We start from the raw sequence: 26,913 nt of genomic DNA on the forward strand, positions 1-26,913 counted from the left end.
GTTGGATTATTGAAAAGCGAGTTCAGACTGCAGGAATTGAGCAAGTCGTGGGCTGGAAGGCGCATCGAAGATCTCAGCCGGACTGCCATCGGCGGCAACTACGCCACGATCCATGAAGACGATCCGGTTTGAGATGTTCCTTGCGAATTGCATCTCGTGGGTCACAAGCAGCGAAGTAATCCCGGACGACGTGACGTCTTTGATCACTTTAAGAACCTCACCGACCAGTTCTGGATCAAGCGATGATGTCGGTTCGTCGAAGAGCATCACATCCGGCCGAACCGCCAGCGCACGTGCGATGCCTGTACGCTGGAGTTGGCCACCTGAGAGCTGGGACGGATAGCTGTCCCGCTTCGCTGAGAGGCCGACCCTTTCGAGCTCTCGCAGCGCGATTTCACGCGCCTCGTCCGTGGACTTGCGCTGCACGACGACCAGCGGATTCATGACGTTCTGGAGGACGGTCATGTTCTTGAAGACGTTGAATTGCTGAAAGACCATCGCTGTCCGGAGCCGGATCGCCTGGATGGCTGCCTTGTCGGCGCGCTGGTAATCCATCCGAATCTGATCGAATGCGATGGTTCCAGATGCCGGCTTAACCAGGTAGTTGATGCACTTCAGCAGGGTGGTCTTGCCGGTGCCGCTTGGGCCGATGATTGACACGACGTCACCTCGCTTTACCGAGAGATTGACGCCGTTCAGGACCTGCGTGCTTCCGTAGGACAGCTTTATATCTTTGAGTTCAAGCATTCTGGTTGGTGCCCTTCACAGTGTGGGACGGAGTGCCTTGACCGCATGCGACATCATCACCCGCTCTCCGCATGGCCGAGAACGTGCATCAGCCGGTTCGCCCAGCCGAAGATCGATATGGCGTGGATCAAGTCGATGATCTCGCGGTCATCCATGCCAACTGATCGCAGCGCGGCGATATCGTCTGCCGTCGCTTCCGACGGCGCCGCCGACAGGCGGCGGGCAAAGCTGTAGATTGCCGCATCGCGGGGCCCGAGCGCTTCAGGTTTGTCGACATAAAGTGCGGTGACCACTTGGTCGCTCTTGGTCAGCTCTGCATGCCTGCGGGCGTGGACAACGGCACAGAATTTGCAGCCATTGACGATCGAGGCGCCCAAGGCGCCAAGCTCGCGATCGGGACGGGCGAGCCCGCCTTCGACATACATGATCGCGTTGAACAGGACGGTGCGGGCAAGATAGCTCTCTGGGTCGTGGGCAAGGGTGCGCACATATTCCGAAACCTTCTTGGCCGATGGCGTGACCTTCATCGCTTCAAGCTGTTCCGGCGTGGCCTCGGACAGCTCGACCGGCGCGATGTACGGACGCCAATTCAATGGCTTCAGACGAACCGACGAAATCATGACGACCTCATCAATCGCAAGCCGGTCGCTACCCGCGTCTGGAAGTTGACGAAGGCAATCAGTTCGGAGAGCGCGACGATCTGAGGATTGTTCAATCCAGCCTTCTCCAGGAGAGCGATATGGCTCGCTTCCGCCTTTTTCGGCGTCAGGGTGATCAGGTCAACATGACGGACGATGGTCGCCAGGGGTTCAATCAAATCCGTTTCGCCCTGGGCCAAAGCCAGAAGCTGCTCGGTCGGACCTAGCTGAGCCAGCTGCACATCATATTCGGCCACCAGGACCGGATCGGCGTTCAGGGCGGCCATTCGACGGGCAAGAGCAACACGCAAATTCGGCGCCAGCCCCTGATCGGTTGCCGGCTGCAGCACCGAGAGGCGACATTCTTCTGCCCCTCGCACGAATTCGGGCCGAAACCGCCTTGCGGCGAAAAGGGTATCATCCGGTGAAAGGCCGGCAGCCTTGTCCATCGCGTCGATCACCACGCGGCCTCCTTCTGCAGCAAGGGAGTTGAATCGACCCATTCGTCGCCCAGAAGTTCGGGCGTGTCGTAAGCGATCAGATTGGCGAAGTGGGTTTCGACATCCTCGGCAAACAGCGATGCGGCAATGCCGCGGACGAGACGGTCGGCCCCGGCGCTGACGGCCGGGATGTCGCCGGAGACCTTGCCATGGGTCAGCATCGCGGCGTCGTTGAAGCAGTGGATATGCGCCAGCATCGGGCAGGAGCCGGAGACGCGTTCGCGAAACTCGAAGGCCGGACCAAGATCCGGCGCGTCCGACATGCCTGCACGAGCCGGCCCCATATCCGGCCTATATCGGCCATCCGACCAGGTGCGGATATGTGGGGCGATCGCCGCAAATTCCGGGCGGCCGCTGAAGTCATTTGAAAAGCCGGTTGCCGCGATCAGGAAGTCGTAGTGCATCGGCCCCTGCGTTGTTTCCACCAGCAGGGTCCCTGCCTCCTCCTTCACCGCAACTATGCCGCAGTCGAGAAGGAACCGAGCATTGGGGTGGCGAGACACGCGGAGTGTCGATGAACGCGGCGGCGGTGTCTGGGTCGAGGCGGTATAATCGAAGAATTTCCATTTCCAGGCGTCGGGCAAGTGATGCATACCGAGTACAACACCCGGACTGCCAATACCGGTCAGCTTGTTGATGCGCGGCATTTCCTTGCGCCGGATCAACATGTCCACCGAGCCGGCTCCCGCCTCGAGTGCCGTTGCGGCATTGTCCATGGAAGAGGCACCGGCGCCGATCACCGCCACACGCTTGCCTTTCAGCGTGTCGAAGTCGATGTCATCGGCAGAATGGGCCCAATAGGCGCGATCGATGCCACTGAGGAAATCGGGCACGGCAAAACCGCCCAAACCGGACCGACCAGTGGCCAGAACGAGACGACGGGTGAGAACCCGGCCGGTTTCCGCGCCTTCGATATCGATCGCAATCAGATCTCCAACAGGTGCCAGTCCGGTCATGCGCACGCTGTTGCGCACCGGCAGGCCAAGAACCTTGCGGTACCAGACCAGGTAGTCCATCCACTGGCCCTTGGGGATTTTGTCCAGCGACCGCCAGGCCTCAACGCCCCATTGCGCCGTGAACCAGGCGCGGAACGTCAATTGCGGCAGGCCAAGCGATGGACCGTGCAGGGTTTTCGGCGACCGGAGCGTTTGCATGCGGGCAAACGTTACCCATGGTCCTTCGAGCCCGGCCGGAGCCGCATCATAGGCCACGACATTGGTTATCCCAGTCAGCACCAACTTTGCCGTGGCAGCAAGTCCGCACATGCCGGCGCCAATGACGACGACGTCACGGACCGGGACGCCATTCTCCGTGCGCGTCGGAACCCAAGGTTTGGCCGGCAGCTCGAGAAACTCGAGATCCTGTGCAAGCTGTGCTTCGAGCGCAGCAAGACCTGTCGGCGTTGGCGCGGCGGGGGTATGCTTCATATTCCTGTTCCGTGATTTGTGCCGGATGCAGGATCGCTCACCAATTGGCCAGCGAGGGTCGGATCTAGTTTCTTGAAGCCGACGATCGACCGTTCAGCCACCGCCTCGACCGCATCCATCAACGCCTGCGCGACTGGACGAAGGGGGCGGTTCTCGGCAGCCACAACGCCCCAATAGAAAAGAACGGTCACGTCGATCGGGCGAATGACGACCCCAGGCAGGGCCACGCCATAGGCGGTGAGGGGATCGATGACGGCCGCCGCACCAGTCTGACGCACGATCTGTAACGCGCCATACGCGGTATTGGTCCGGATCACTGGCCCGGTATCGATGCCCCTGGCCGCCAATGCCTTGGAGACATGCAACTGGAAACGTAGGGGGTTGAGCAGTGTGGCGACGCGGCGACCGGCAAAGGCGGAAAGCGGTATCACGTCAAGTTCAGCCAGCGGATCGTCCTCCCGCACGGCCGCAACATCAGGCGCCGAATAGAGCCGCAGGACATCCAGACCGGGCGTATCGAGCGGCAGGCTCGAAAACCCGATCTCGGCACGTCCGCTGCGCACCTCCTGGGCGACGATCGAGGGGAGAAACTGCCCCAGATGCGTCTCGTCTGGAAGCTCGACACCTTTGAGTTCGGCCATGGCCGTCGGGATCAAGCCAGTACCGATCGCGGAGGTGGTAACAATCTGCAGGATTCGCCCTCGGCCGGCGGCAATCATCTTGGCCCGCGCGGCTAGCTCGGTGAAGGACATCAGCAAGCGCCGCGCCTCCTCCTCGAAGGCCACACCCTCCTCGGACAACTGCACCCGCCGACCAAGACGGTGCAGCAATTCGAAGCCGAGCTCTGCCTCGAGATCCTGAATGGTGCGTGTCACTGCAGGTTGGGAACGACCGAGCATGTCAGCCGCCTTGGTAATGCTGCCGCTGGCAGCAACCGCAAGGAAGCTCTGAAGGTCGCGGGTTTCCATGTTCTCTCTACATGCGCAATCCGTATGATTGACATCGTCTCATTCATTTTTGATATATGTCAAGCGGAAACGAATATTCGCTGAGACATGTTGCAATCGCGGGCTCAGGCCAGAACCCAAAGAAGCCGACGATGGCAGATGCGGCTCCGATTTGTGGAACCTCCTAGTGAGAAATGGAGGCTGCAATGCCCGCAACAGGAGGGAATTTATGCGCGTAAGCATTCTTGGCGCCGGAGCGATTGCTTACGGCCTTGCCGCCTATCTGGCCGAAGCGGGACATGACCCTATGCTTTGGTCGCCTTCCGGAGAACGCACCAAGGCGCTGGCCGCCGGTGGATTGCTGAAGGCTACCGGAGCTATCAAGGCAACGACTAAGGTGCGCATCGCCAAGGATTGCGAAGACGCCATTGCCGATGCCGACGTCGTCATAATCGCGTTGCCGGCTTACGGGCACAAGATGGTGATGGACGCTGCCACTCCTTATCTAAGGGACGGAACGCCGGTTATCATCAGCTCGCACAGTTCCTTTGGGGCACTGTATCTCTCCAAGCGGCTTGCGGACCGGAAGGTTAGCCTGCCGATCGTCGTCTGGGGTACCACGCTCGTGACCGGGCAACAGCGCGGGCCAGCCGAAATCGATGTTGCAACCGTTCGCCAGAAACTGGATGTCGCGACGCTGCCTTTCAGTGCTCAGGACCAAGGGTTCGAGCTTTGCACGAGCTTGTTCGGCGATCGTTTCGTCAAGCGCGACGGCATGCTTGCTATCGCGCTCAGCAACCTCAATCCGCAGAACCATCTCGGGATCGCTCTTCTTAATCTCACACGCATGGAGAAGGGAGAACAGTGGAGCCAGGCCGGAAACGTCACCCCGGCTGTCGGCCGCTTTATCGAGGCTCTGGACGCGGAACGATTGGCGATCGCCGCCCGTTTTGGAATTGCCGTGCGCACAGTTGAAGAGCATTTTTCATTGTCGTTTCACGTCCCCATGGCCACCGTTTCGGAAATGAACCAGGAGATGGATCGCCAAGGCCGCGGCGGCTTCGGCCCGTCAACCATCGAAAGCCGCTATATTCTCGAGGACGTTCCGTTCGGGCTGCTGCCGACCGTTTTGTTGGGGAAGATCAGCGGAAATTCAGCGATTCTCCATGAATCTGGAATTGCCATATTCTCGGCGGCTTACGGTCGCGATCTTAAGGGAGATAATGATATTCTTCCCGCGCTGGGCTTCGAGGGAATGGCAAAAGCGGACCTCGAAAACCTTTGCCGAAAGGGATTTTAACAAGTTTCCACAGTGGACTGGGACATAGGCCAAGTGCCCGAAAAACCACCGGGGCTGGTTGCCGGCGAGCACGACATGCAGGTTCCTCGGCGAGCGCCGGGAGATGTCTCCAGGAACTCAGCACGTGATCAAATGGTCCCGCCCGGCGGTGTGAGTGGGTCTGTAGCAGGGTCCGTCATCGAAACCCAGTGCGGCATGGTTCCATCAGTTGCCAGATGCCTGAACATTGCATCAACTGCGCAGGCGCTTCGCGCCTCCATCAAGATACCGGCCATGCAGGCGCCGACAGTCCGGAACAACGAGTGTCGTAGCCCGTTCAGGATAAGTGGTTCGTCCACAATCAGCTACGCGAGATAGACATGTTCCGATTTCTAACGTTGGCAGGGACCATCTTGGGTCTGACGATGTCGCCGGCGCAGGCCGCCAGTGATGCGGATCAGGCTGTCGAACAATTTCACCGTACCTGTCTGGCCGAGGGTCCCAATTTCGAGCGCATGATAGAGACCGCGCACGAACGCAGGTGGACACTTATTGCCGAAGCAGGCTTCGCCGAACTCGCGCCAATCGCTAATCCAACCTCAGTGGAGGCATGGCTGGTGGCCGAAGCGGAGGAAGGATTGCCAGCAGGAACCATCATCGGCACCACCAAGGCAACGATGAGCGGCAAACCGGTGCAGACGTGTACGCTGGCATTTCCCGATATCGATCAAGAGGCATTTCGGAAGAGTTTCTTCACCCGTACGGATGCCGAGAAGATTGCCGAAGATCGCGATACGGAGGAGTTCTCGCGTCTCTACATCCTCGTTGCCGGCGGACGTAAGCAATTTGTCCGGCTGGTGGTCCTGCCTTCAACGCCACCAGGAAACCCGCGCGTCGTTGCCAGTTCGATCATGGCCGACTGACATGTCATTCCTCCCGCCCCCGTGCTCCTCTGGAGGGCGAACACTGCGAAATGTCGCGAGCAGCAGAAGGTCGTAGATAATTTTCAGCCCACCGGCGATGATCAGGGGCCAGCCGAAGCTGGAGACGGCAAGGAGAGCCCCTGCGAGGACTGGACTGGCGGCCGCCGCGAGGCTGCGCGGGACGGCGGTGATGCTCGCCGCGGCAGCCCGCTCTTCGGGCGTCACCACGGCCATGACGTACGAGGTGCGGGTCGGCACGTCCATCTGCGACAGCGCGCTTCTAATCAGCAGAAGAGCGATAGCCGGAGCGACGCTCGGCATGAACGGGATGAGCACCAGACAGAGGCTCGACGGAAGGTGCGTAAACACCATCGTGTTTATGAGTCCGATCTGCTGGGAAATTCGCACAGCGAACAAATAGGACGCAGCCGAAAGGACACCCGTCCAGAAGAAGATTGCGCCGGTCGCGGCGAGCGACAGGCCGAACCGTTGAAAGAGCCAGAGGGCCAACAACGATTGGACGACGAAGCCGCCTGCGAAAGCGTCGAGGCTGAAGAGCGCTGCGAGTGACAGAACGATGGAGCGAGACCTGCGCAATGGCTGTGCCGACACTTTGCCTGCATCAGGCGCGTCACTCGGCAGCCGCCGATAGAGGAGCACCGCCGCCAACCCAAGTGAGGCATAAAATAGAAAAGCTGCCTGGAGGGCCTGCTTCATTTCCAGGCCGATGGCGTCGCGGAGAAAGTCGGGCGCTCCTGCGGCCAGCGCTCCGACGGCGCCGGCGAGAGAGCCGATGAGGCTGTAGCGCGCAAAGAGCGCCGTGCGGTCGCGGTCGGTGACGCTCTGCGCAAGCTGCGCATGTTCGAGCGGTAGAAACACGCTGACGTCCCCTGAAGATGGGTTCAGCGTGCCGACGAACGCGATGAGAAGCAGCGGCCAGAAGTCGTGAACGACAGCGAAGACGACCCCCGTTGCTATCATCAGGACAGCCGCTGCGGTCAGCAGCGCTCGACGGGAGAAGCGATGCGCGACGATCCCAACAGCCAGGGTGAGGACGGCTGAACCCGCGAGCGTCGCCGTCGACAGGGTTCCGATCTCGAAGGCGTCGAAGCCGAGCGTGGCCAAATAGGCGGGAAGCAGGATGCTGACCAGACCGTCACCGAACGCCCGCAGTCCCCTTGATATCAGCAGGTTCGCAGCAGTCGGCTCAGCACCGGCAGGAAGCAGCCTGAAGCGCCGCTTCGAAATAGCTTTGCGCAAACCGTGCGCGAGCCACTGTAACGTCAACGATGCCTCCTCACCACTGGTAAGCGGCGCTGGCTGCACGGGTTAGATCGCTCCCGTTGCCATCCCGTAGAGCAGCCCGAGGATCGAACAGCCGGCGAGCACCGGGAGCATACCGATCTTGAAACGGAACACCGCCAGCAGCGCACTCAATGTCAGGACGAGCGACGCGATGTTGACGGAGCTGGGCACGGGCACATCGACCGTCATGCCGAACCCTTTGACCTCGCGCAGTGCTCCAAACAGAACGTGAAGCGCGAACCACACCGCCAGGTTCAGGATCACGCCCACCACGGCCGCCGTTATGGTCGCCAGCGCGGCGGACAAGGCCTTGTTGCTGCGCAACGTTTCCACGAACGGCGCACCGACAAATATCCAGAGGAAGCAAGGTGTGAAGGTGACCCAGGTGGTGAGCAGGCCGCCCAACGTTCCAGCGAGCAGCGGATTAAGCGATCCCGGCGCTCGATACGCGCCCATGAACCCGACGAACTGGGTCACCATGATCAAGGGGCCAGGCGTCGTCTCCGCCATGCCGAGGCCGTCCAGCATCTCGCCTGGCTTCAGCCAGCCATAGGTATCGACAGCCTGCTGCGCCACGTAAGCGAGGACGGCGTAGGCGCCTCCGAAGGTCACGACCGCCATCTTCGAGAAAAAGACCGCGATATCGGCGAAGACATTGCCGGACCCGAACAGCACGAAAAGGCCGAGGACAGGTGCCAGCCATAGCACCAGAAACACGCCTCCGATCTTCAACGACCAGCTGACCGGCGGGCGAGCATGGGCAGGAATGCCTTCGCCGAGCGCCGATTCCGCGTCGGCGACCTGCTTGCCGCCGACCTTGCCATGGCCGTTGCCCGCCATGAACGCTGCCAGCCCGGCCCGCCCGCCGACGTACCCGATCACTCCGGCCGTCAGGACAATGAGCGGGAATGGGACATGGAACAGGAAGAGCCCGATGAAGGCGGCGGCGGCGAGGCCTATCATGACTTTGTTCTTGAGCGCCCGCTTGCCGACCCGGATAACCGCCTCGAGCACGATGGCGAGGACGGCGGCCTTCAGACCGAAGAAAAGCGCCTGCACCGCGCCGACATTGCCAAAGATTGCATAGATCCAGCTCAGCGCCATGATGGCGATCACGCCCGGCAATACGAACAGCGTGCCGGCCACGAGCCCGCCTCGGGTTTTATGCAGGAGCCACCCGATGTAGACGGCGAGCTGCTGGGCCTCCGGTCCTGGCAACAGCATGCAGTAGTTCAGCGCATGCAGGAACCGCGTCTCGCCGATCCAGCGCATCTCCTCAACGAGGATGCGATGCATTACCGCGATCTGGCCGGCCGGGCCACCAAAACTCAACGCCGCCACACGCGCCCAGACCCGCACTGCTTCGCCGAAGGGGATGCCATGCGAAGGGTCATCACCGAGCGCATTCGGATGGACGGCACGAACGCTGGTCATTGGTTCCCCTCACCCGCGCTTCTGGCGGAAATATCGATAGAGGTTGTCGAACACCGAAGCACCCTCGGCGATCCGTTGCTCGTCTTCCGCATTGGCCATGGCGATCCCAGCGATCAGGCTGGCGATGCCGGTGGTTTCCTCGCGACTGAACTTGCCGTCCTTGAGGTCGATGTCGTGAACAATCTCGGCGATGGCCTGCAGCGCCGGGTCGACTATGCCACTACGATTGAGCAGTACCTCGAAGCTGCAGCAGTCCCCTTCATGGGTGATTTCGCCTTCGAACATGTCGAAGCGCAATTCGCCCTCCTTTGGCACGTGTCCCTTGCCCGCCACGAAGCGGATCGTTGCATCGGCATCGATGAAGCGATGGATCAGCCAGCTGCAGGCGATGCGGTCGACATGCACGTCCCGCCGCGTGACCCAGGTCCGGCCCTTGACCTCACCCAGCTCGGCCGTCTTCTTCGGTTCCTTGGTCATGGCCTTGTCCTCTATAAGCTGAGCCTCGAGCTCGGCGATCAGTCCCTCGGCGGCGAGCCGCCCGCTGGCGCCGAAGAAGTCGATCGCCACGACTTCGGCAAGCCGCTTGCGCATTCGACCGAGTTGCGCGCGGGCATCCGCGCGCCGATCCTCGGTCTTGTCGGAGTCGATAGCCGCCGTTAGATCGCGCGCTGCCTTGGCGATCTCTGCATAGTCGATGTCCCGCGCGGCATCGAACAGCGCCCGAACCTGTGCGTCCGTCAGGCCGTCGATCAGACGCGCCTCACACACCATCGCCTCACCGCCACCGTCGATAATTTGCTTCAGGAGCCATTCGAAATCCTCCTGCGTTTCTGCATCGGCGGGCAGCGCATAGACTGTGCTTTTGACCGCAACTGCGCCGATACCCTGCAGCCGCCGCCAGATCTTTACCCGGAAATAGGCTGGTTTGGTCGGCAGCTGATGGATCAAGAGCAGCCAGCGCTGCTCGGTCCCAAGTTCCCCTTCGCTCATCAGCACACCGTATCACCGAGAAAGGCAAATGCAACACTTGTATCATATTATATTCAGGCGTAGCGTTGACGTCTCGCAGACTGTCTCGCTGATGCCTGACAGGAGGTGCCGAAATGACAGCCTCGGGTGGGGCTAGCCAGTCAGGATCATCCGCGACTCGGGCCGTCGGACGCACCGCAGCTACGCTCATGACTGCCGGCATGATCATCGGAACGGGTATTTTCGGTGCCCTTGGTGCGACCGCCGAGCGGGCCGGTCCCGCCCTTCTGCTGGCAATGATCCCAGGTGGGCTGGCTGCTTCGTACTGCTCTTTTTCATACCACCCCTGCACCTATAATTGGAATGGTGACGCTGGCGTTGGCGTTCGGCACTCGATTCATTGTGTGCGCCAACGGAAATCTGGTTCGGTTAGTGCTCGATGAAACGAGGAGGTCTAAGATGCTCGATACCCAAGCTATTGAATCCCTTACCGGACTGAAGGGACAGACCACGGGTGACGTGCTCAAGTTATCGGTCCCGCGCAGTGAAGTGAGAATGACCCTGGACGGCTTTGAGATCATTCCGTTTATGGGCCTCACCTCCTGGGTTAGTTTTAAACAGGGGGCGCATCATGCCACGCTGATGGGTGACATCGTCGTGCTCGAAGATGAAATCGAGGACGCGATGGCCGCAGCGATCCAGGCGAACCTTTACGTAACAGCCCTACACAATCATTTCGTCCGCGAGCAGCCGCGCGTGATGTTTATGCATGTCGAGGGTACGGCTGATGAAACTGCGTTGGCGACAGGAGCGCATAGGATTTTTGAAGCGATAAAGATCGTGCGCCAGAAGCATCCTGTCGAACCCGCCATCAAGAAAGTGAATAGTAGCTTGGACGCGCCGCCGCTTGAGGCGATTGTCGAGCACAAGGGCGAGAGCAAGGATGGCGTGCTCAAGTTTGTCCTGGCGCGCCCATCCGTGCCCGTCGTCTGCACACGCTGTGGTGAGCTCAATATTGATGCCGCAATGGGCTACAACACATGGGCAGCCTTTCAGGGCACGGACGAGCGCGCCGCGGTCTGCGGCGACTTTGCGATGCTGGAAAATGAAGTCCGTTCGGTCATCCGTGAACTGCAAGCTGGAGCGATTGGAGTAATGGCGGTGCACAATCACATGTTCTTTGAAGACCCGCGGATCATCTTCTTGCACTACTGGGGCATCGGCAATGCTCAGGCGTTGGCGCAGAGCTTGAGGCGGGCGCTCAACACGCAGCAATAGTCTGTCGCTGTCGCCACAGGAGTCATGCGACCGCCGCGCGCTCGCGATATAATGGCAGCGGAAATGTATCGAAAGCCAAGAACTTCGGCGCAGCGCGCTCGGGTTGGCGGCGCGACGGCGGTGGGAAGGTCGGCCTGGGTGGCGGTTCCGTCGAAGTTGCCATATTCGTCGATGCTGGCAGGGCCGAACGGCACATCTCTTCGGGACAGCCGTTGGCATCGATCCAGGTCGATGTCACGGCGGACCCCAAACATGGATGTGCGGCGGGGTGGGCCAAGATCGAAAACCTATCTCCGGATCAGCGGCCAAACGCCGAGCAGGATAACCGCCAGCGCTGCGCCGATGTCCAGAACGTGTCCCGTCTTGGCCCGCAAGATTTCGGTGCGCGCCATCAGATCTTCACCCGGAGAGGCCGGCTTGCTCGGCAGCTGATGGATAAGGAGCAGCCAGGGCTGTTCCATTCACTCATAAGTGAACCGTATCACGGGTAAGATAAATGTAACACTTGTATCATTCTTTAACCAGGCGTAGCGTTGGCGGTCTCGCAGCAGTAGGCCGCGCTGAGTGGCGCCAACCAAAAGGGAGACAAGGCCATGAAATGGGTTACCCGCGAACGTCCGGTGATCGACCGTATTGCTTGTCCCTGGCTGATCGCCCGCTTCATCGACACGGAGCCAGAATTCCTGTTCGTGCCGCCGGATCGGGTGATCCCAGTTGCCCAGGAGACGGGCGCTACACCCTATGACGTGCCCGGTGTCGAGTTCACGCATGTGGGTGACGGCTGCAGCTTCGATACCTTCGTCTCGAAATACGGCCTCGAGCGCGATCCGGCGATCGTGACGATCGCCTCGATCGTGCGCGGCGCCGACACCGATCGGCACGATCTCATGCCACAGTCGGCGGGACTGCTTGCGATCTCCATGGGGCTCCGGGACGTCACGCCGGACGACCATGAGGTGCTGAGGCACGGCTTCGTCATCTACGATGCCCTTTATGCCTGGGCCTCGCGCCGCAAAGCGGAGACGCACAGCTGGCCGCCGGCCATGAAGCCTACGGCGGCGGCCTGAAAGATGATTACCCTCGAAAGAAACAGCCCGGGAACTGCTACGGTTGGTCGGCGGCTGATGGCCGCCATCGCCTTTGGCTTCAGCCTGATTGCTGTGAATGCCGCGGACGCGGCGGACACGTTCCGGCACCTCAAGGGCAAGGAGATCAAGGCCAAGTTCGCCGGCATGGATTTCACGGACGACGTTCATTGGGCGGATGCGTTCGGCCGCGACGGACGGATCGTGCGCTACGACATGGGCAAGAAGAACGCCGGCAAGTGGCGCGTCGAGAAGGGGCAGCTCTGCATTTCCGTTGAAGGCGAAGAGACCTGCTATCAGGTATGGATCTCAGATACCGCAGTACAGCTTCGTGACCCGGATGGGACGTTCTTCCTGGAGGGCGTGCTGCAGAAGCCCTCTGCACGCGACTAGCGTCTCGGATTGAAAGTCATTGGGCATATTGGGGCAGACCACAAGGAGAAATCCATGCGTGCAAAACTCATCACCGGCGCAATGCTGATAGCGATGTCGGCGCTTCTCCAACCGGCGTCAGCGGCACCCGATTGGCAAACTGTCGCGCAGACACTTGGCAAATCCGGATCGGAAATGCCTGGCGGCGTTTATAGAGTTGGCTTGCCACGAACCGACCTGAAGGTATCGCTCGACGGCATATCCCTGAAGCCAGGCTTTGCGCTCGGAGGCTGGATCGCCTTCGATCCCATGGGAAATCAGGCAATGGTCATGGGCGACATCGTTCTGACGCAGGACGAGGTGAACCCGGTCATGAAGAAGCTTGAAGAAGGCGGCATCGAGATCACCGCGGTGCACAACCACCTGCTGCGCGCGCAGCCGATGACGCTCTACATGCACCTCTTCGGCCAAGGTGATCCGGTAGCACTCGCCACAGCGCTTCATGCCGGCTTGGCTCTGACGAAGACGCCGATGGCTGCATCCGCCGGTTCGCAGGCGGCGGCCGCTTCGAAGATCGAGTTCGACACGGCGGGTGTCGACCAAGCTATTGGCTACAAAGGCAAGGCCAACGGCGCGGTCTACCAGTTCACTATACCGCGCGCAGAACCGGTCGAAGAAAATGGCATGGATGTGCCGGCCGCCCTGGGCTCCGCCATAGCGATCAACTTCCAGTCGACTGGCGGCGGCAAAACGGCGATCACAGGTGACTTTGTGCTGACTGCCAAGGAGGTCAATCCGGTTATCAGGGCGTTGCAAGGCAACGGCATCGAGATCACGGCATTGCATAGCCACATGCTCGATGAGCAGCCGCGGCTCTTCTTCATGCATTTCTGGGCGAACGACGATGTGCAGAAGCTGGCGAAAGGCCTGCGCGCAGCCCTCGACAAGGTCGCCGTCAAAAAGAGCTAGATTGGGCGTCCGCGCGCGCGTCCAACGGCGGAGTTCGGCCGGGCAATGCCCAATCGCACGCCGGGAGGGAATCAGCCGATGTTGATGCGAAGCCGGATGCCTGACAAGGCGCAAATCGCGACACCGCCAGCGAGCGGAGTCGCCCTTCGGGTCGACGCCTTGACAAAGCGCTACGGCCCGCAAACAGCGTTGGCGGACGTTGCCTTCACGGTCGAAGCCGGCGAAGTTCTCGGTCTCATCGGACCGAACGGAGCCGGCAAAACCACGTTGCTCGAAGCAGTTGCCGGCGTTCTTCCCGCCGACTCGGGGACGATTTTCTGGCACGGCGCCCCTCTGCCACCCGCATTGCGCCGGAGATCGATCTTCTACCTCCCCGACGGCCTCCGGCCGTGGCGCGACCAGTATGTCGAACGGGTGCTCGCGTTCTTCGCCGGTGTTTACCGGACATCGGACCTCGACGTCGCGGACACAGTTAGGGCGGTCGGACTTGCACCGGTGCTGAACAAGCGGGTGCTTGCATTGTCCAAAGGGTATGCCCGTCGACTGATGTTGGCGCTTGCCCTGATTACGCCGCATCCACTGCTGCTGATGGACGAGCCCTTCGACGGCTTCGACTTGCGACAGACCCGCGAGATCATGGACGTGCTGCGCAAGGTTGCGGCGCAGGGGCGCAGCCTCGTCCTCGCCATACACCAGCTGCTCGATGCCGACCGCATATGCGACCGTTTCGTCTTGCTCGCAGAAGGCCACGTGCGCGGCGTCGGGACCTTGGGCGACTTGCGGGAGCGTGCGGGGATCCTCTCCGGTGGGTTGGAGGAGGTTTTCCTTGCGCTCACCTGAGGCAGCGGTACCGCTCGACGCTCCCTTCGGCCCCTTGCTGGCCAAGGAGCTGCGGGAAATGGCGAGCGGCCGGCCGCTCTGGACAATGCTGCTGATGCTCTGCCCTCTCGTCGGCTTCAGCTTCTTTCAGGCCGTGTCGCTCTACGGCGAAACGAGCGCTACTGCCCTCACCTCGCCTGGGCTCGCGAGCGCACTATCCCCGCTGGACGGCGTACTGGTTCCGACGTTCGGCGGCTTCTACGTCGCCGTTACGCTGCTGTTTCCCTTTGTTGCCATACGCGTGCTCGGCAACGAAAAGGAGTCCGGCGCCTTGCGGCTCCTGATCCAGCTGCCCTATCGACCGCCGACTTTGATTGGCGCCAAGCTGGTCGCCGTCTTCGCAGCTTGGCTCATTGCCAGTATCCCTGCGCTCTCTGCGCTCGCGATTTGGGAGTTCATGGGCGGACATCTGTTCGTCGCCGAGACCCTGAATCTTGTTCTCGGACATCTCCTCTACGGCCTGTTGGTCGGCGCCATCGCGTTATTCGCAGCTGCGCTTACCGAGAGCGCGGCAACCGCGGCGATTGTCACACTCGGCTTCACACTCGGATCGTGGGTCATCGACTTCGCGGCGGCCAGCCAACCCGACCTCCTTGGCTGGTCGTCGCGGCTGTCGCTCACGCAAACGCTGCACACCTTTGAGCTCGGATTGTTGTCGCTCAGTCTGGTCGTCGGGGTGCTTGCGGCGATTCTTGGATTTGCCGCACTCGCTGCCATCTGGCTCCCCATGGGTGCTACCGTGCGCATCAAGCTTGTCCGTTCGCTCATCTGCCTCGTGGCGACCTGTCTTGTGATGGTCGCGGCTACCCAGATCAGATGGTCGGCCGATGCGACCGAGGACCGACGGAACTCTTTCTCGCTTGCCGACCAACAGGCCCTGGCGCAACTCAGCGATCAGTTGACCGTCACCGTTCACCTGGCGCCCGAAGACCCCCGGTACGCCGATTTGCGAACAAGCGTCCTATCGAAGCTCGAGCGGGTCATTCCACGGATTGTCATCCGTTTTGCAGGCGACCAGCAGAGTGTTGTCGGCAGCGCAAGCGATGAGTCGTATGGCGAAGTCGAGTACAGCTATGGCGGCCGGTCGGCCGTCAGTCGATCGACCGGCACCGAGGAGGTACTGCCGCTCCTTTATGGGCTCGCAAATGTACCCCTGCCCGTGCCGGCGACCGGGGCCGGCGATTATCCCTGCTATCCGCTCGTCGCGGCTCCGTGGATCGCGCTTCCCTGGTTCGTCGGCGGCCTGCCGCTGCTCGTCTGGGTTGCTTGGTGGCGGAGCCGCCGCGCACCGGCCATCAAATACACTTCAAGCCAGAAGGAGATCAGCCGTGAACATCTTACATAGCCTCAAGACAATTGCCGCGGCAGGTGTCGGCTTGGTGGCCTTGCTGCTGCCCGCTTCGGCGGGCTCGCCGGACATCGTCAATTTTTCGGACGAGGAAGTTGGCACAGATTCGAAGGCGATGCCCGGCGTGGTAGGCATTTGGCGGATCGAAACGGAAGGCGACAACAAGGTGTTGGCCGTCGACGGGCGCCAATGGAAGGAGGGACAGACTTCCGCTGGTCTCGCAGACAAGGCGCGGGCCCTCTATGGGGAGCGGTACGCCGAGTTCCTCGACCGCGTCCAGGCCTATGCATACTTCCCCTATGCTGTTCTTGAGGGCGTGCCGGATTTCCGCGATGGAGAGATCGCCGTCCGTTTCGAGGGCATCAGCGGCCGCATCGACCAGGGTGCAGGGATATTGTTCAACCTTAAGCCCAATGGCGACTATCTCACGATTCGCGCCAACCCTCTGGAGAACAACCTTGTGTTGTGGAAGTTCGAAAAGGGGAAACGCTCGTCGGTGACCTGGGTCAAGAACACCCCAACCTCAACCCATGAATGGCACGACCTGAAGGTGCGCATCGCCGGCACCAAGGTCGAAGGCTATGTCGACGGCAAGCTCTACCTGCAGGACACGCTGCCTGAGCCGGTGACCGGGCGTGTTGGCTTGTGGTCGAAGGCCGACAGTCACGTGTATTTTGATGACTTCACCGTAACTCCGGCTGGTTAGGCGGTACGCTTTCAACCAGCTTTCAAAGGTATCGGCGGTACGGTGCGCCGGAGTCCGGTCTTCCGGGCGCCCGCGTTTGGCCCGGTAACGGATGATTATTTCCATTGCACACGAGACTCAAAAGGCGGGCCGGGTTTTTGCGAACCGATGCGTTCGGAACGATCGAAGGCCCGCTTCGTTCTGATCCGATGGACTGGATTAGACTAGGCCTCCTGGCGTTGGCGGGGTTCCTCACCTGGGCGCTGAACACCCTCTCGGCCGGAGGCGGAGGTCTATTGCTGATCCCCGCCGTGACTTTCATCACAGCGAGCGCGGCGGTTGCGCCGGTCATCACCTTGACCGAGCTCATCGGCAATCCCATCCGCGCCCTGGCGTTTCGGCGCAACATCGATTGGAGCCTGGTCCGTTGGTACCTGCCCGGCGCCATCGCCGGCGCCGCGGCGGGCTCCTGGCTCTTCGCCAACAGTCGGGCGGAATGGCTCCAGATACTCATAGGGATCTATCTGATCAGTGCTGTCTGGGAATTTCGCGGCGGCGCGCGCGAGCGGAGCTATCGAGCCCGCCGCTGGTGGTTCCTCCCGGCCGGCCTGATCGTCGCGCTGTTGTCGGCGCTGATGGGCACGGTGGGACCCGTCCTGAATTCGCTCTATCTGAACTACGGTTCGGAGAAGGAGACGTTGGTCGCCACGAAATCCGTGAACTCGTTTGTGACCGATGTCGTCAAGGTCGCGGTATTCACCGGACTCGGGACGCTCGGTGGTCAGGCGGCCATATACGGCGCAGCCGCGGGTTTGGGCGCCGCGCTTGCCAATCTGCTGGCCAAGCCCTGGCTCGAACGCCTGAGTGGAAGACAGTTCCGCGGCCTTGTGGTCGCGCTCATGGCTGTCAGTGGAGCGCTGATGATCTGGAACCAGCACAGCTTGGTTGTGCAGGCCTGGCGCGCGGCCACAGGAATGTCTTAACAATGTCCATGTTGGCTGGAGCCCTTCGCGCGCTGTACCGTAGCTTGGTTGGCCGGTCCCGCGACGCGCAGAGGCTGGCAAAAGGCCTGCGCGCAGCCCTCGACAAGGTCGCCGTCAAAAAGAGCTAGGCTTCCCGACCGCCTGTATCAGACGTGGCTCTTGGGCTGGCTCCTTCGAACCAGTCGGGCCTAACCCGCTCAGGTTGGAGAAGCTTCGCGAGGTCAGATGACGCTCAGCGTCACGGCGGCAAGAACAAGATAACGGCCGACCTTGGCGGCAGTGACCAGCAAAAAAAGCTCGCGCAGGACACCGGCAATGACAGTCAGCCTCGCGAAACGCGTTGGGGGCAGAAACGCCATCTTTCAGATAACCGGGCGGCGGCCGCTATCGGCCAGATGACAGGCTGCCACGCCGCCATGCGGCACCGATCGCAGCATCGGTTCCTCGACCCGGCAGACATCGATCGCCACCGGACAGCGCGTGTTGAACCGGCACCCCGGAGGCGGCGCGCTGGGACTTGGCGGATCGCCGGCGAGAATGATCCGGCGGCGCCCGGCTTCGATGCGAGGATCGGGAGAAGGAACAGCCGACAGCAGCGCTTGGCTGTAGGGATGGGCCGGCTCGCGAAACAGCGGGCGGGTCAGGCCGGCTTCCGAGATGCGGCCGAGATACATCACCGTCACGTTCGAGCAGACCTCGCGCACGATCGCCAGATCATGCGCGACAATGACAATGGTCAGGCCAAGCTGTTTCTGCAACGACGTGAACAGGTTGACGATCTGCGCCCGGATCGAAACGTCGAGCGCGCTAAGTGGCTCATCGCAGACCAGTATGGACGGCTTCAGCGCGAGCGCGCGCGCAATCGAAACGCGCTGGCGCTGGCCGCCGGAAAGCGAGCGTGGAAGCCGATCGAGCACCGTCTCAGGCAGCGCAACCAGGTCCAGAAGCTCGGCGATGCGGCGCCGGCGCTCGACTGATGAACCGAAGCGATGAATCTGCAGCGGCTCCTCCAGTGTCTGGTAGACGGACTGGCGGCGGCTCATCGACCCCAACGGATCCTGGAAGACGAACTGGACTTCGCGGCTGAACGACTTCCTGTCCGATTTCAGCCATTCGGTGCGATCCCTTCCCCCGATCAGGACGGTGCCTTCGCTCTCCTTCTGCAAACCGACGATGGTGCGCGCCAGCGTAGTCTTGCCGCAGCCGGACTCGCCGACGATGCCGTGGAACGCGCCGCGCGCGACCGTCAGGTTTATGCCATCGACCGCCCGCACCGCGCCGACACCCGAACGGTTGGCGAAATGGACCTTTAGTCCCCTGACCTCGATCGCCGCGACATCAGACATGGACGGCGATCCCCTCTCGTTTCAGCACGACCGGGCAAGCCACACGGTGCGGGCTCGTCGACGCGGATATCGTCTGCAGCGGCGGCCGGTGCTGCCGGCAACCGGCTTCGACCAGTTCGCAGCGCTCGGCAAACCGGCAACCCGGTTCCAGCCTGATCTGGTTTGGCGGCAGGCCAGGTATCTCGCGGGTCGCCGCGCGTTCGTCGGCGCGAAAATCCGGCACCGATGCGAGCAGCCCGCGCGTATAGGGATGGACTGGCCGGGTCAGCACATCCATCGCCGTCCCCTCCTCCGCCACCTGGCCGGCGTAAAGCACGATGACGCGATCGGCGACGGAAGCGACCACGCCGATATCGTGCGTGATCAGCACGACCGCGATGCCATCCTCGCGCTGGATCTGACGGATGAGCTCCAGGATTTGCGCCTGGACCGTGGCGTCCAGCGCCGTGGTCGGCTCGTCTGCGATCAGCACGCGCGGCCGGGCCGCCAGCGCCAGCGCGATCATCGCGCGTTGCAGCATGCCGCCCGACATTTCGTGCGGATAGCGGTTATAGCGATCCTCGGGGTCCGGGATGCCGGAGCGCGCCAGAAGCGAGACCGCTTCCTTGCGCGCTGCCTCATGCGACAGGCCAGCGAAACGGCGCGCCTGGCGTGCCAGCTGCGGGCCGATTTTCAGCATCGGGTTCAACGCGCTCATCGGGTCCTGGAAAATCACGCCGAAATAGCGCCCGCGCAGGTCCGACAATTGCCGGGAACCGATGCTGAGCAGTTCGCTTCCGTCGGCTCGCGCCGACCCTTTCATGTCCACGGTCACGCCCTCGGGCAGCAGGCCGAGCGGACCGAGCGTCATTACGGTCTTTCCCGAACCGCTTTCGCCGACGACCGCGACCGTTTCTCCGGGACGGACGTTGAACGACACCCCGTCCACCGCCCGCACCGAAACGGTGGTGGCGTAGAGGTCGATGACCAAATCTTCGATCGAATAGATTGGCTGAGCGTCGCTCATGCTGAAGTCGTTCCCGTTTCGACGGCGTTACGCTCGGCTTCTTCGCGAGCGCGCGCCCTTCGGCGTCTGCGCAACGTCGCGCCGCGAACCGGCCGCGGCACCTTTTGCAATGCGAAGGCTTCGCCCAGAAGGTTAAAGCTGACCACGACCAGCGTCAGCGCCAGACCGGGCAGCACGACGAGGCGCGGCACCTCCTCGATGTAGCTCATGCCGTCGACCAGCATCTGGCCCCATTCCGGTGTCGGCGGTGCGACGCCAAGTCCGAGAAAGCTGAGCGTGGCGATGGCCAGCACAAGAGCGCCGGCGTCGGCGCTTGCATAGACCACGACGAGGGCAAGCACATGCGGCAGGATATGGCGAACAAAAATCCACAGATGGCCGGCGCCCATCACGCGGGCCGCCTCGATATAGGGCTGCTGCAGCTCGGCGGTGACGACGGCGCGGCTCATGCGGGCATAGTTCGCCCACCACGCCAGGGTGAGCGCCGTTATCATCGACCAGTAGCCGGTGCCCAGAATGCCGATCAACGCCAGCGCGATCACCAGGCTCGGAAGTGCCAGCGCAATATCGATGATGCTGATAAGGACGAGCTCGACACGGCCGCCGACATAGCCGGCGAAGGAGCCGATCGTGACCCCGATCGCCAACGCGGCCACAAGCACGATCACCATCGCCACCAGGGAAATGCGGGCGCCACCGACGATGCGGCTGAAGACGTCTCGGCCGAGATAGTCGGTGCCGAGCCAGTGGTTCCAGCTCATGCCCTCCAGTGTCGCCGAATAGTCCTGCGCACTTGGATCGTAAGGCATGATAGCAGGAGCGAAGATGCCGATCAGCACAAAGCCGATTACGGGGAGCAGCACCAGCCACGGCCAGTCCTTGATGTCCCTGATAGCGGAAATGTTCATCGCCTCATGCTCCCCGCGCCCGGCGCATTCGCGGATCCGCGACGATGCAAATCATGTCGACGATGAAATTGACCATGACGAAGAAGACGACAAACAGCAGCAGCACCGACTGCATGCCGATGAAGTCGCGGAAGCGGATCGCCTCGATGAAAAAGGCACCGACGCCGCGCAATGCAAATACCGTCTCGACGACGATCGATCCGATGATCATCAGCGTGAATTGCGCGCCGAATGTCGTCAGGAACGGAATGGCGATGTTGGGCAGCGCCTCGCGCAGCAGCACCTGCGTTCTGGTATAGCCCTTGGCGAAGCCGGTTGTCGCAAACGGCCGCGACATCGCTTCCTGGAGGTTGACCCGAACGACGCGGCTGAGAACGGAGGCCGGGAACAGCGCGATCGTCACCCACGGCAGAAGCCATGAGGTGAAGCCGCTGGTCCCGAAGGTGGGTACCCAGCCCAGCATCACCGAAAACACGATGACCAGCAGCGCCGCCACGAAGAAGTTCGGGGTCGACGCGCCGATCAGCGAAAATGCATGGAGGAACCTGTCCATCACGCCACCATTGCTGACGGCGCCGGCAATGCCGAGCGCGATCGAGAAAATGAAGGCGAGAATGCCGCCGCCGGCAAGCAGAGCCGCCGTCATCGGGATGCGGGCGGCAAACTCCGACGAGATCGGCTTTCCCGTTCGCAGTGAGATGCCGAAATCCCCGGCCAGCGCGCCGGAAAGCCAGCGTCCGTAGCGGATCGGCAACGGGTCGTAGAGACCGAGCTCGTTGCCAATCTTGGCGATCATTTGCGCGTCAGCGCCAGGACCTGCCGCACGCTCGGCAATGAGCGCCGCAACATTGCCCGGAGCCGCCGCAACCAGGGCGAATGTCAGCGCGGATGCCGCCAGGATCAAAAGGCAGGCAAGCAGCATCCGTCGCAGGATCGTGCGTTTCATCGTCAGGCCTCACTCGGGCTCGAAGTCTTCAGGCCTTCAGCGTGATCGCCTTGAACGGCAAGTCGTAGTCAGTCGCCGGAAGCGAGAAGTTCTCTGCGCGCGGATTGTGAGCCCACAGCCGCTGGCTGACGACAAGCGGACAGATGGCGGTGTTGTCGTGCAGCCAATCGTAGAGAGCCTGCATCTTCAGGTCGCGTTCGGCGCCGCTCGCCTCGAGCGCAGCCTTGACTACGCCGTCGAGCGCGTCCGAGACATAGATCTTGCCGTCAGGCCCGCTGTCCGCCGTCGAGACGAAGGCATTGCCAAGGGTCCCGTGAGGGTCATAGGGAGCGCCATAGGTGGTGAAGAAAGCGAGATCATAGTCGAAGGCCGGACGCCGTTCATGCATGGTGGCATTGTCCACCGAGGAGACTTGGACCTGGAAACCGACCTCGGACAATTGACCCTGGATCATTTCGGCGATGCGCCGCGATCCCGGCAGGGACTCTTCGGAAACCAGAAAGTCGATGGTCAGAGGAGAGCCAGCCTTGGTCCAGGCGCCGCCGCTCTCTGCCCAGCCCCCGTCGGCAAGTATCTTCTTGGCCGCCGCCACGTCACGCACCGGCACGTCATGCCGCTTGCCCGACGACGGCACGTTCGCCGGGAACAGATCGGCGGCCGGGTCGGCAAAGCCCTCGAACAGGACCTTGGCGATCGCCGCCCGGTCGACCGATGCATAGACGGCATCGCGAACGGCCTTGTCGGCGATGATCTTCGACTTCGGCGAATAGCCGAGCAGCATCGTCGCGGTGCCCGGCTCGGCAACAACCTTCATGCCGTCGCTTTCCAGCGCACGGGCGCGGCGCGGCGATAGCGTCGCCACCCAGTCGCCACCGATGACATCGAGGTCGCCTGAGCGGAGGCCGTTGGCACGAGCGAGTTCATCGGGAACCACCTTCAATTCCATGCGGCTGAAAAGCGGCTTCTCGCCCCAGTATTTGTCGTTGCGAACGAGGCTGGTGCCGCTCGAATCGTATTTTTCGACGATCCATGGACCGGTTCCGATCGGCGCCGTCTGCTTGCCATCCTTGTCGACTGCCTTGGGCGACAGGAAACGAACTGGGCGGACGATGGTGAGTTCGAGGAGTGCGGCCGGCACCGGTCGCTTCAGCTTGACCGTCAGCTTGTTTGGTCCGTCCGTGACAATGCTGTCGAACGCATCGGAAATGCCGATCCAGGAGAAGTCGCTCACCCCCATCCATCGCTTGAGGTTCCATTCGGCTGCGGTGGAATCGAACGGCGTGCCGTCGCTGAAGGTCACGCCTTCACGCAGATCGAAAGCGATCGAAAGCTGATCGTCGGCAATGGTCCATTTGGTGGCAAGTCCCGGCTCAAGCGCACCGTTCTGGCCGTAGTGGATCAGCGCATCGAAGACGATGGTGTAGGTGCTCAGCGTTGAAACATTCTGCAGCAGGTCGAGATCGCCGGTCTCCGCGGCGATGGCAATCTTCAGCGTGTCGTTGGTTTCGGAAAAGGCGGTGCGTGGCAGCGCGGCGGCGAAGGCAAGGCCGGCGGTGGAAACAAGGAAATTGCGGCGGTCGAGAGTGATCATTTCAGTTCCCCATTTTTGATTGATTGGTAGCGATTGTACACATGCATTCCCATTTGTATAGACATATTCGGCGCCAATCCAAGTTGGCGCGCAGCGCTGCGCTTGGCAAAGGAAAGCGCCATCCTGCGTAATGTCGCCGTGCCGGCGCGGGTCTCGACAAGCGCTAAGTCCAGCTCAGCGTCATCGCCGCCAGCGCGAGGTAGCGGCCGACCTTCGCGATCGTGACGATCGCAAGGAAGCTCCAGAATGGCTCCCGCAGCGCCCCCGCCACGACCGTCAGCGGATCGCCGACGAGAGGCAGCCAGCTCAACAGCAGCGACCATCGTCCATAGCGCTGATACCATCGCGTCGCGCGCGTCAACGCGGAGGGCTTTACCGGGAACCATTTGCGGTTGCGAAAGCGATCGATCCCCCGGCCGAGCCACCAGTTGACGATCGAGCCGAGCACATTGCCTGCGCCTGCGAAAGCGATGAGCAGAGCCGGAGCATGGCTTCCTGTCAGGAGCAGTCCCGCAAGGGCTGCTTCCGATTGCATCGGCAGAATGGTCGCCGCGGCAAACGCGGTCAGGAAAAGACCGCCATAGATGGCGAGCTCGCCAGACATTTCGAGCTCTCAGCTTGCCGTGGGCCATTTCGGGTGCCGATCATCGACGACGTAGCCATGCGAATGCTCATAGCCCGCTTCCGACCATACTGCGTCGCCGATGTGCCGGTCGTCCTTAGGCAGATCGACATGCGTATGTACAAGCACGTCGGGATCGTGTTTCGGCCAGAGCCAGATCGCGGCAAGCAGGGCTGCGGCGCCAATGATGCCGAGCAGAATGAAGGTGAAGGGCAATCCCATTGCTGCACCGACGCGGCCGGCAATGGGATAGGTGATCAGCCAGCAGGCATGCGAAAGCGCGAATTGGGCAGCAAACAGAGCGGGCCGGTCGACGGCATCGGCAGAACGTCTGATCAATCGGCCCGAAGGCGTCTGCGCCAGCGAATAGCCGAGCCCCAGCACGAACCAGAGCGGCAGCAGCAGATAGTAGCTGCCGGCGAGCGGTCCCACCAGCACGCCCGCGACCAGGATCGCGGCGCCCGAGAGCATCGCAACCCGGTCCGGGACGTTCTCCAGCAGCCGCGGCAGGGCAAGGGCTGCAATCATCGATCCGCCGCCGAAGGCTGCGAGCGCCAGCGCCGTGTCGCTTTGCGAGAGGCCGAACTGCGCCTGCACCAGGACGACCGTGTTGACGATCACCATCGCGCTTGCCGCCGCGACGGCAACGTTAAGGGCCAGCAGCCCGCGCAATCGCGGCGTCGCCAGATAGATGCGGATTCCGCGCGTCGTGCGCTCATAGATGCCGCGCGGCTCCGAGGCTTGCGGGCTGGGGAGCACCACGGAGACGACCAGCGCCGCGGACGCCAGGAAGCCGACAACCGTACCGGCGAACAGGCCGTGGAAGCTGATGACGGAAAGCAGCGCCGCCGCCAGCATGGGACTGACGACGCTTTCCAGATCGTAGGCCAGTCGCGACAGCGACAGGGCCCGCGTGTAGTCCTTCTCCTCGGGCAGCACGTCAGGGATCGAGGCCTGGAAGGCCGGAGTGAAGCCTGCCGACGCCGACTGCAGGACGAAGATGAGAAGATATACCTGCCAGACTTCGGTAACGAAGGGCAGGAACACCGCGACCACAGCCCGGATGAGGTCGAGCGAAACCAGCATGGTGCGGCGTGGCAGGCGCTCGGCGAACGCGGCGGCGACAGGCGCCACGCCGACATAGGCGATCATCTTGATGGCGAGCGCCGTGCCGAGCACCGCGCCGGCGTCGGCGCCGGCAAGATCATAGGCCAGCAGCCCGAGCGCCACGGTGGCAAGGCCGGTGCCGATCAGGGCGATGACCTGGGCCAGGAAGAGATGACGGTAAGTGCGATTGGCCAGGACCTGAAGCATATTTGTCTTCTTGCAGCGGATGACGGTTCGTCGAGAACTGGCGCGAACGGCCTGCCTGTCTCAGTGATGGTGACCTTCCGGCTCGACCATCTTGAACGGCAGCACCTGCTCGCGACCCTTCGCGGCCAGGATCAACCTCGCCTGGAACTCATGCGGCTCGGCAGGGGCGATGGTGCTCTCAAGCCGATGATGGTTGTCAGCGACGGGCTCGAGGCGAAGCATCTCTGGCCCTTCGGGTCGGTCGATGATCACAGTCGCTGTCAGATCGTCGGCGTGGCGATCGATGGTCAGCCGCATCCGCTCGCCAGCCGGTGTATCGACGATTTCCAATGTTCCTGCAGCCAGCTCGCAGGCGACCTTGAAGGGCGCCGGCGCATGATGGTGAGCATGAGAGGCTTCCGCGCCAGTGACGGCCGGCCCGGCTGGGCTCACCAGGCGGACATTGGCTTCCGCCAACGCCGGCAAGTGGGCGAACAGTTCCTGCTTGAGGGCTTCGGTTACGCCCAGCACGTCCTTGGCCGTCGCCGTCTCCGGTACACTGATGGCGACGTCGGCATGCAGACGATGGCCGATCCAGCGCGCCTGCACGCTTTCAACGCGCCCGATGCCCGACACGTGTTCGGCGGCATGATGGATTTCGTCGATGATGCCGGGCTCCACACCATCGAGCATGCGCGTCAACACGGCTTTCGACGACTGCCAGACGATGGCGAAGATCGCCGCGGTGATCAGCAGTCCGATGATCGGATCGGCAAGCGGAAAGCCCAGCCAGACGCCGATAGCGCCCAGCACGACCGCCAGGCTGGTAAAGCCGTCGGTGCGGGCATGGTAGCCGTCCGCGATCAGCGCCGCGCTGTTGATCTCTCGTCCGACGCGGATGCGAAATACGGCGACCGCTTCATTGCCGATGAAGCCTATGAGGCCGGCGATGGCGACCCAGCCAAGAAATGCGATGGGACGCGGATTGATCAGCCTGTCGATCGCCTCATAGCCTGCGACGATGGCGCTGAAAAGAATGATGAGAACGATGACGATCCCGGCCAGATCCTCGACGCGGCCCAGGCCGTAGGTGAACGCCTTGCTCGGTTTGCGGCGGACCAGCATGAAGGCGATCCACAGCGGGACGGCGGTGACCGCGTCGCCGATATTGTGGATGGTGTCGGCCAGCAGCGCCACGCTGCCGGAGAGGAACACGACCACAAGCTGGAGCGCTGCCGTGACGGCCAGAACGACGAATGACCATTTGATTGCCCAGATGCCGCGCGTCGTCGTGGCGATCGTCGGATCGATGACGCCGTGGGTGTGGCCATGGCCGCCATCACCATCACCATGATCATGTCCATGGCCGCCGAAGCCCTGCGTCATCGGACCGAAGCCGAACCAGTCGCGTATCTTATCCATTATGGTGTTCT

27 protein-coding genes and 1 pseudogene are annotated in these 26,913 nt (G+C 62.0%); 10 read left to right on the top strand and 18 right to left on the bottom strand.

Features of this window, described 5'->3' with window-relative positions:
• Positions 1–6: 6 nt before the first annotated feature.
• The 5 genes from NKK47_RS19285 to NKK47_RS19305 are packed head-to-tail and all read right to left on the bottom strand — an operon-like array spanning position 7 to position 4,280.
• A complete protein-coding gene (locus NKK47_RS19285) occupies positions 7–747 on the bottom strand; it encodes an amino acid ABC transporter ATP-binding protein (protein ID WP_352577914.1) in 741 nt (246 codons plus the stop codon).
• Between the two features lie 56 nt (positions 748–803).
• Positions 804–1,367 (bottom strand): peroxidase-related enzyme, encoded by a 564-nt coding sequence (locus tag NKK47_RS19290; protein ID WP_352577915.1) that lies wholly within the window; start codon positions 1,365–1,367, stop codon positions 804–806.
• Positions 1,364–1,846 carry a CMD domain-containing protein gene (locus NKK47_RS19295; protein WP_352577916.1) on the bottom strand — a complete coding sequence of 161 codons (483 nt, stop codon included), beginning with the start codon at positions 1,844–1,846 and terminating at the stop codon, positions 1,364–1,366. Before NKK47_RS19295 ends, NKK47_RS19290 begins: the two co-directional genes overlap by 4 nt.
• On the bottom strand, positions 1,843–3,312 hold the full coding sequence (locus tag NKK47_RS19300; RefSeq protein WP_352577917.1) for an NAD(P)-binding domain-containing protein: 1,470 nt from the start codon (positions 3,310–3,312) through the stop codon (positions 1,843–1,845). The genes NKK47_RS19295 and NKK47_RS19300 overlap by 4 nt, the downstream gene beginning before the upstream one ends.
• Positions 3,309–4,280 carry a LysR family transcriptional regulator gene (locus NKK47_RS19305; protein ID WP_352577918.1) on the bottom strand — a complete coding sequence of 324 codons (972 nt, stop codon included), beginning with the start codon at positions 4,278–4,280 and terminating at the stop codon, positions 3,309–3,311. The genes NKK47_RS19300 and NKK47_RS19305 overlap by 4 nt, the downstream gene beginning before the upstream one ends.
• A gap of 208 nt (positions 4,281–4,488) precedes the next feature.
• On the opposite strand from NKK47_RS19305, the gene NKK47_RS19310 reads away from it, so the two are divergent.
• Both NKK47_RS19310 and NKK47_RS19315 read left to right on the top strand, forming a co-directional pair.
• Positions 4,489–5,559, top strand: coding sequence for an NAD/NADP octopine/nopaline dehydrogenase family protein (locus NKK47_RS19310; RefSeq protein ID WP_352508384.1), 1,071 nt, complete (start codon positions 4,489–4,491; stop codon positions 5,557–5,559).
• Positions 5,560–5,918: 359 nt separating this feature from the next.
• Complete coding sequence (locus tag NKK47_RS19315; RefSeq protein WP_352495713.1) at positions 5,919–6,461, top strand: hypothetical protein; 543 nt, start codon at positions 5,919–5,921, stop codon at positions 6,459–6,461.
• Here NKK47_RS19315 and NKK47_RS19320 read toward each other — a convergent pair.
• The 3 genes from NKK47_RS19320 to NKK47_RS19330 all read right to left on the bottom strand — a co-directional run bounded on the left by NKK47_RS19320 (position 6,408) and on the right by NKK47_RS19330 (position 10,190).
• Entirely contained in the window at positions 6,408–7,688 is a 1,281-nt protein-coding gene (locus tag NKK47_RS19320; RefSeq protein ID WP_352577949.1) for an MFS transporter, read from the bottom strand. The genes NKK47_RS19315 and NKK47_RS19320 overlap by 54 nt on opposite strands.
• Positions 7,689–7,790: 102 nt before the next feature.
• Positions 7,791–9,200, bottom strand: a complete 1,410-nt coding sequence (gene chrA, locus NKK47_RS19325; RefSeq protein ID WP_352577919.1) for a chromate efflux transporter — start codon at positions 9,198–9,200, stop codon at positions 7,791–7,793.
• Between the two features lie 9 nt (positions 9,201–9,209).
• Positions 9,210–10,190 (bottom strand): chromate resistance protein ChrB domain-containing protein, encoded by a 981-nt coding sequence (locus NKK47_RS19330; RefSeq protein ID WP_352577920.1) that lies wholly within the window; start codon positions 10,188–10,190, stop codon positions 9,210–9,212.
• A 438-nt stretch (positions 10,191–10,628) separates the two neighbouring features.
• On the opposite strand from NKK47_RS19330, the gene NKK47_RS19335 reads away from it, so the two are divergent.
• Entirely contained in the window at positions 10,629–11,447 is an 819-nt protein-coding gene (locus NKK47_RS19335) for a DUF1259 domain-containing protein (RefSeq protein WP_352577921.1), read from the top strand.
• Positions 11,448–11,734: 287 nt separating this feature from the next.
• On the opposite strand, the gene NKK47_RS19340 is transcribed toward NKK47_RS19335, so the two are convergent.
• Positions 11,735–11,908 carry a hypothetical protein gene (locus NKK47_RS19340; RefSeq protein ID WP_352517435.1) on the bottom strand — a complete coding sequence of 58 codons (174 nt, stop codon included), beginning with the start codon at positions 11,906–11,908 and terminating at the stop codon, positions 11,735–11,737.
• 132 nt (positions 11,909–12,040) lie between these two features.
• Here NKK47_RS19340 and NKK47_RS19345 point away from each other — a divergent pair, with 132 nt between their 5' ends.
• The 7 genes from NKK47_RS19345 (at position 12,041) to NKK47_RS19375 (ending at position 17,768) form a co-directional block, all read left to right on the top strand.
• Complete coding sequence (locus NKK47_RS19345; protein WP_352517436.1) at positions 12,041–12,514, top strand: chromate resistance protein ChrB domain-containing protein; 474 nt, start codon at positions 12,041–12,043, stop codon at positions 12,512–12,514.
• 57 nt (positions 12,515–12,571) lie between these two features.
• Positions 12,572–12,925 (top strand): hypothetical protein, encoded by a 354-nt coding sequence (locus NKK47_RS19350; RefSeq protein ID WP_023802351.1) that lies wholly within the window; start codon positions 12,572–12,574, stop codon positions 12,923–12,925.
• 54 nt (positions 12,926–12,979) lie between these two features.
• The gene (locus tag NKK47_RS19355; RefSeq protein WP_352577922.1) at positions 12,980–13,873 is read left to right on the top strand and encodes a DUF1259 domain-containing protein; all 894 of its coding nucleotides are present in this window, start codon (positions 12,980–12,982) and stop codon (positions 13,871–13,873) included.
• Between the two features lie 45 nt (positions 13,874–13,918).
• Positions 13,919–14,713, top strand: a complete 795-nt coding sequence (locus NKK47_RS19360) for an ABC transporter ATP-binding protein (protein ID WP_352517438.1) — start codon at positions 13,919–13,921, stop codon at positions 14,711–14,713.
• Positions 14,700–16,097, top strand: a complete 1,398-nt coding sequence (locus NKK47_RS19365; RefSeq protein ID WP_352577923.1) for an ABC transporter permease subunit — start codon at positions 14,700–14,702, stop codon at positions 16,095–16,097. Before NKK47_RS19360 ends, NKK47_RS19365 begins: the two co-directional genes overlap by 14 nt.
• A gap of 34 nt (positions 16,098–16,131) precedes the next feature.
• Entirely contained in the window at positions 16,132–16,806 is a 675-nt protein-coding gene (locus tag NKK47_RS19370) for a LamG domain-containing protein (RefSeq protein WP_352577924.1), read from the top strand.
• Between the two features lie 188 nt (positions 16,807–16,994).
• Positions 16,995–17,768 (top strand): sulfite exporter TauE/SafE family protein, encoded by a 774-nt coding sequence (locus tag NKK47_RS19375; protein ID WP_352577950.1) that lies wholly within the window; start codon positions 16,995–16,997, stop codon positions 17,766–17,768.
• A 221-nt stretch (positions 17,769–17,989) separates the two neighbouring features.
• On the opposite strand, the pseudogene NKK47_RS19380 reads toward NKK47_RS19375, so the two are convergent.
• From NKK47_RS19380 to NKK47_RS19420, 9 genes and pseudogenes are all read right to left on the bottom strand, one after another.
• Positions 17,990–18,094 (bottom strand): annotated as a pseudogene (locus NKK47_RS19380) (YqaA family protein); the annotation flags it as partial.
• A 36-nt stretch (positions 18,095–18,130) separates the two neighbouring features.
• The gene (locus tag NKK47_RS19385) at positions 18,131–19,114 is read right to left on the bottom strand and encodes an oligopeptide/dipeptide ABC transporter ATP-binding protein (protein ID WP_352577925.1); all 984 of its coding nucleotides are present in this window, start codon (positions 19,112–19,114) and stop codon (positions 18,131–18,133) included.
• Positions 19,107–20,120, bottom strand: a complete 1,014-nt coding sequence (locus NKK47_RS19390) for an ABC transporter ATP-binding protein (protein WP_023722128.1) — start codon at positions 20,118–20,120, stop codon at positions 19,107–19,109. The genes NKK47_RS19385 and NKK47_RS19390 overlap by 8 nt, the downstream gene beginning before the upstream one ends.
• Positions 20,117–21,028 (bottom strand): ABC transporter permease, encoded by a 912-nt coding sequence (locus NKK47_RS19395; protein ID WP_023722127.1) that lies wholly within the window; start codon positions 21,026–21,028, stop codon positions 20,117–20,119. The genes NKK47_RS19390 and NKK47_RS19395 overlap by 4 nt, the downstream gene beginning before the upstream one ends.
• 4 nt (positions 21,029–21,032) lie before the next feature.
• Positions 21,033–21,974 (bottom strand): ABC transporter permease, encoded by a 942-nt coding sequence (locus NKK47_RS19400; protein ID WP_352577926.1) that lies wholly within the window; start codon positions 21,972–21,974, stop codon positions 21,033–21,035.
• 28 nt (positions 21,975–22,002) lie between these two features.
• Positions 22,003–23,565 (bottom strand): ABC transporter substrate-binding protein, encoded by a 1,563-nt coding sequence (locus tag NKK47_RS19405; protein ID WP_352577927.1) that lies wholly within the window; start codon positions 23,563–23,565, stop codon positions 22,003–22,005.
• A 163-nt stretch (positions 23,566–23,728) separates the two neighbouring features.
• The gene (locus NKK47_RS19410; RefSeq protein ID WP_352527314.1) at positions 23,729–24,169 is read right to left on the bottom strand and encodes a YqaA family protein; all 441 of its coding nucleotides are present in this window, start codon (positions 24,167–24,169) and stop codon (positions 23,729–23,731) included.
• A 9-nt stretch (positions 24,170–24,178) separates the two neighbouring features.
• Positions 24,179–25,501 carry an MFS transporter gene (locus NKK47_RS19415; protein WP_352577928.1) on the bottom strand — a complete coding sequence of 441 codons (1,323 nt, stop codon included), beginning with the start codon at positions 25,499–25,501 and terminating at the stop codon, positions 24,179–24,181.
• A gap of 60 nt (positions 25,502–25,561) precedes the next feature.
• Positions 25,562–26,905 (bottom strand): cation diffusion facilitator family transporter, encoded by a 1,344-nt coding sequence (locus NKK47_RS19420; protein WP_352577951.1) that lies wholly within the window; start codon positions 26,903–26,905, stop codon positions 25,562–25,564.
• Between the last annotated feature and the right edge of the window lie 8 nt (positions 26,906–26,913).

Source organism: Mesorhizobium sp. M0019 (assembly GCF_040323975.1).
Lineage (GTDB): Bacteria > Pseudomonadota > Alphaproteobacteria > Rhizobiales > Rhizobiaceae > Mesorhizobium.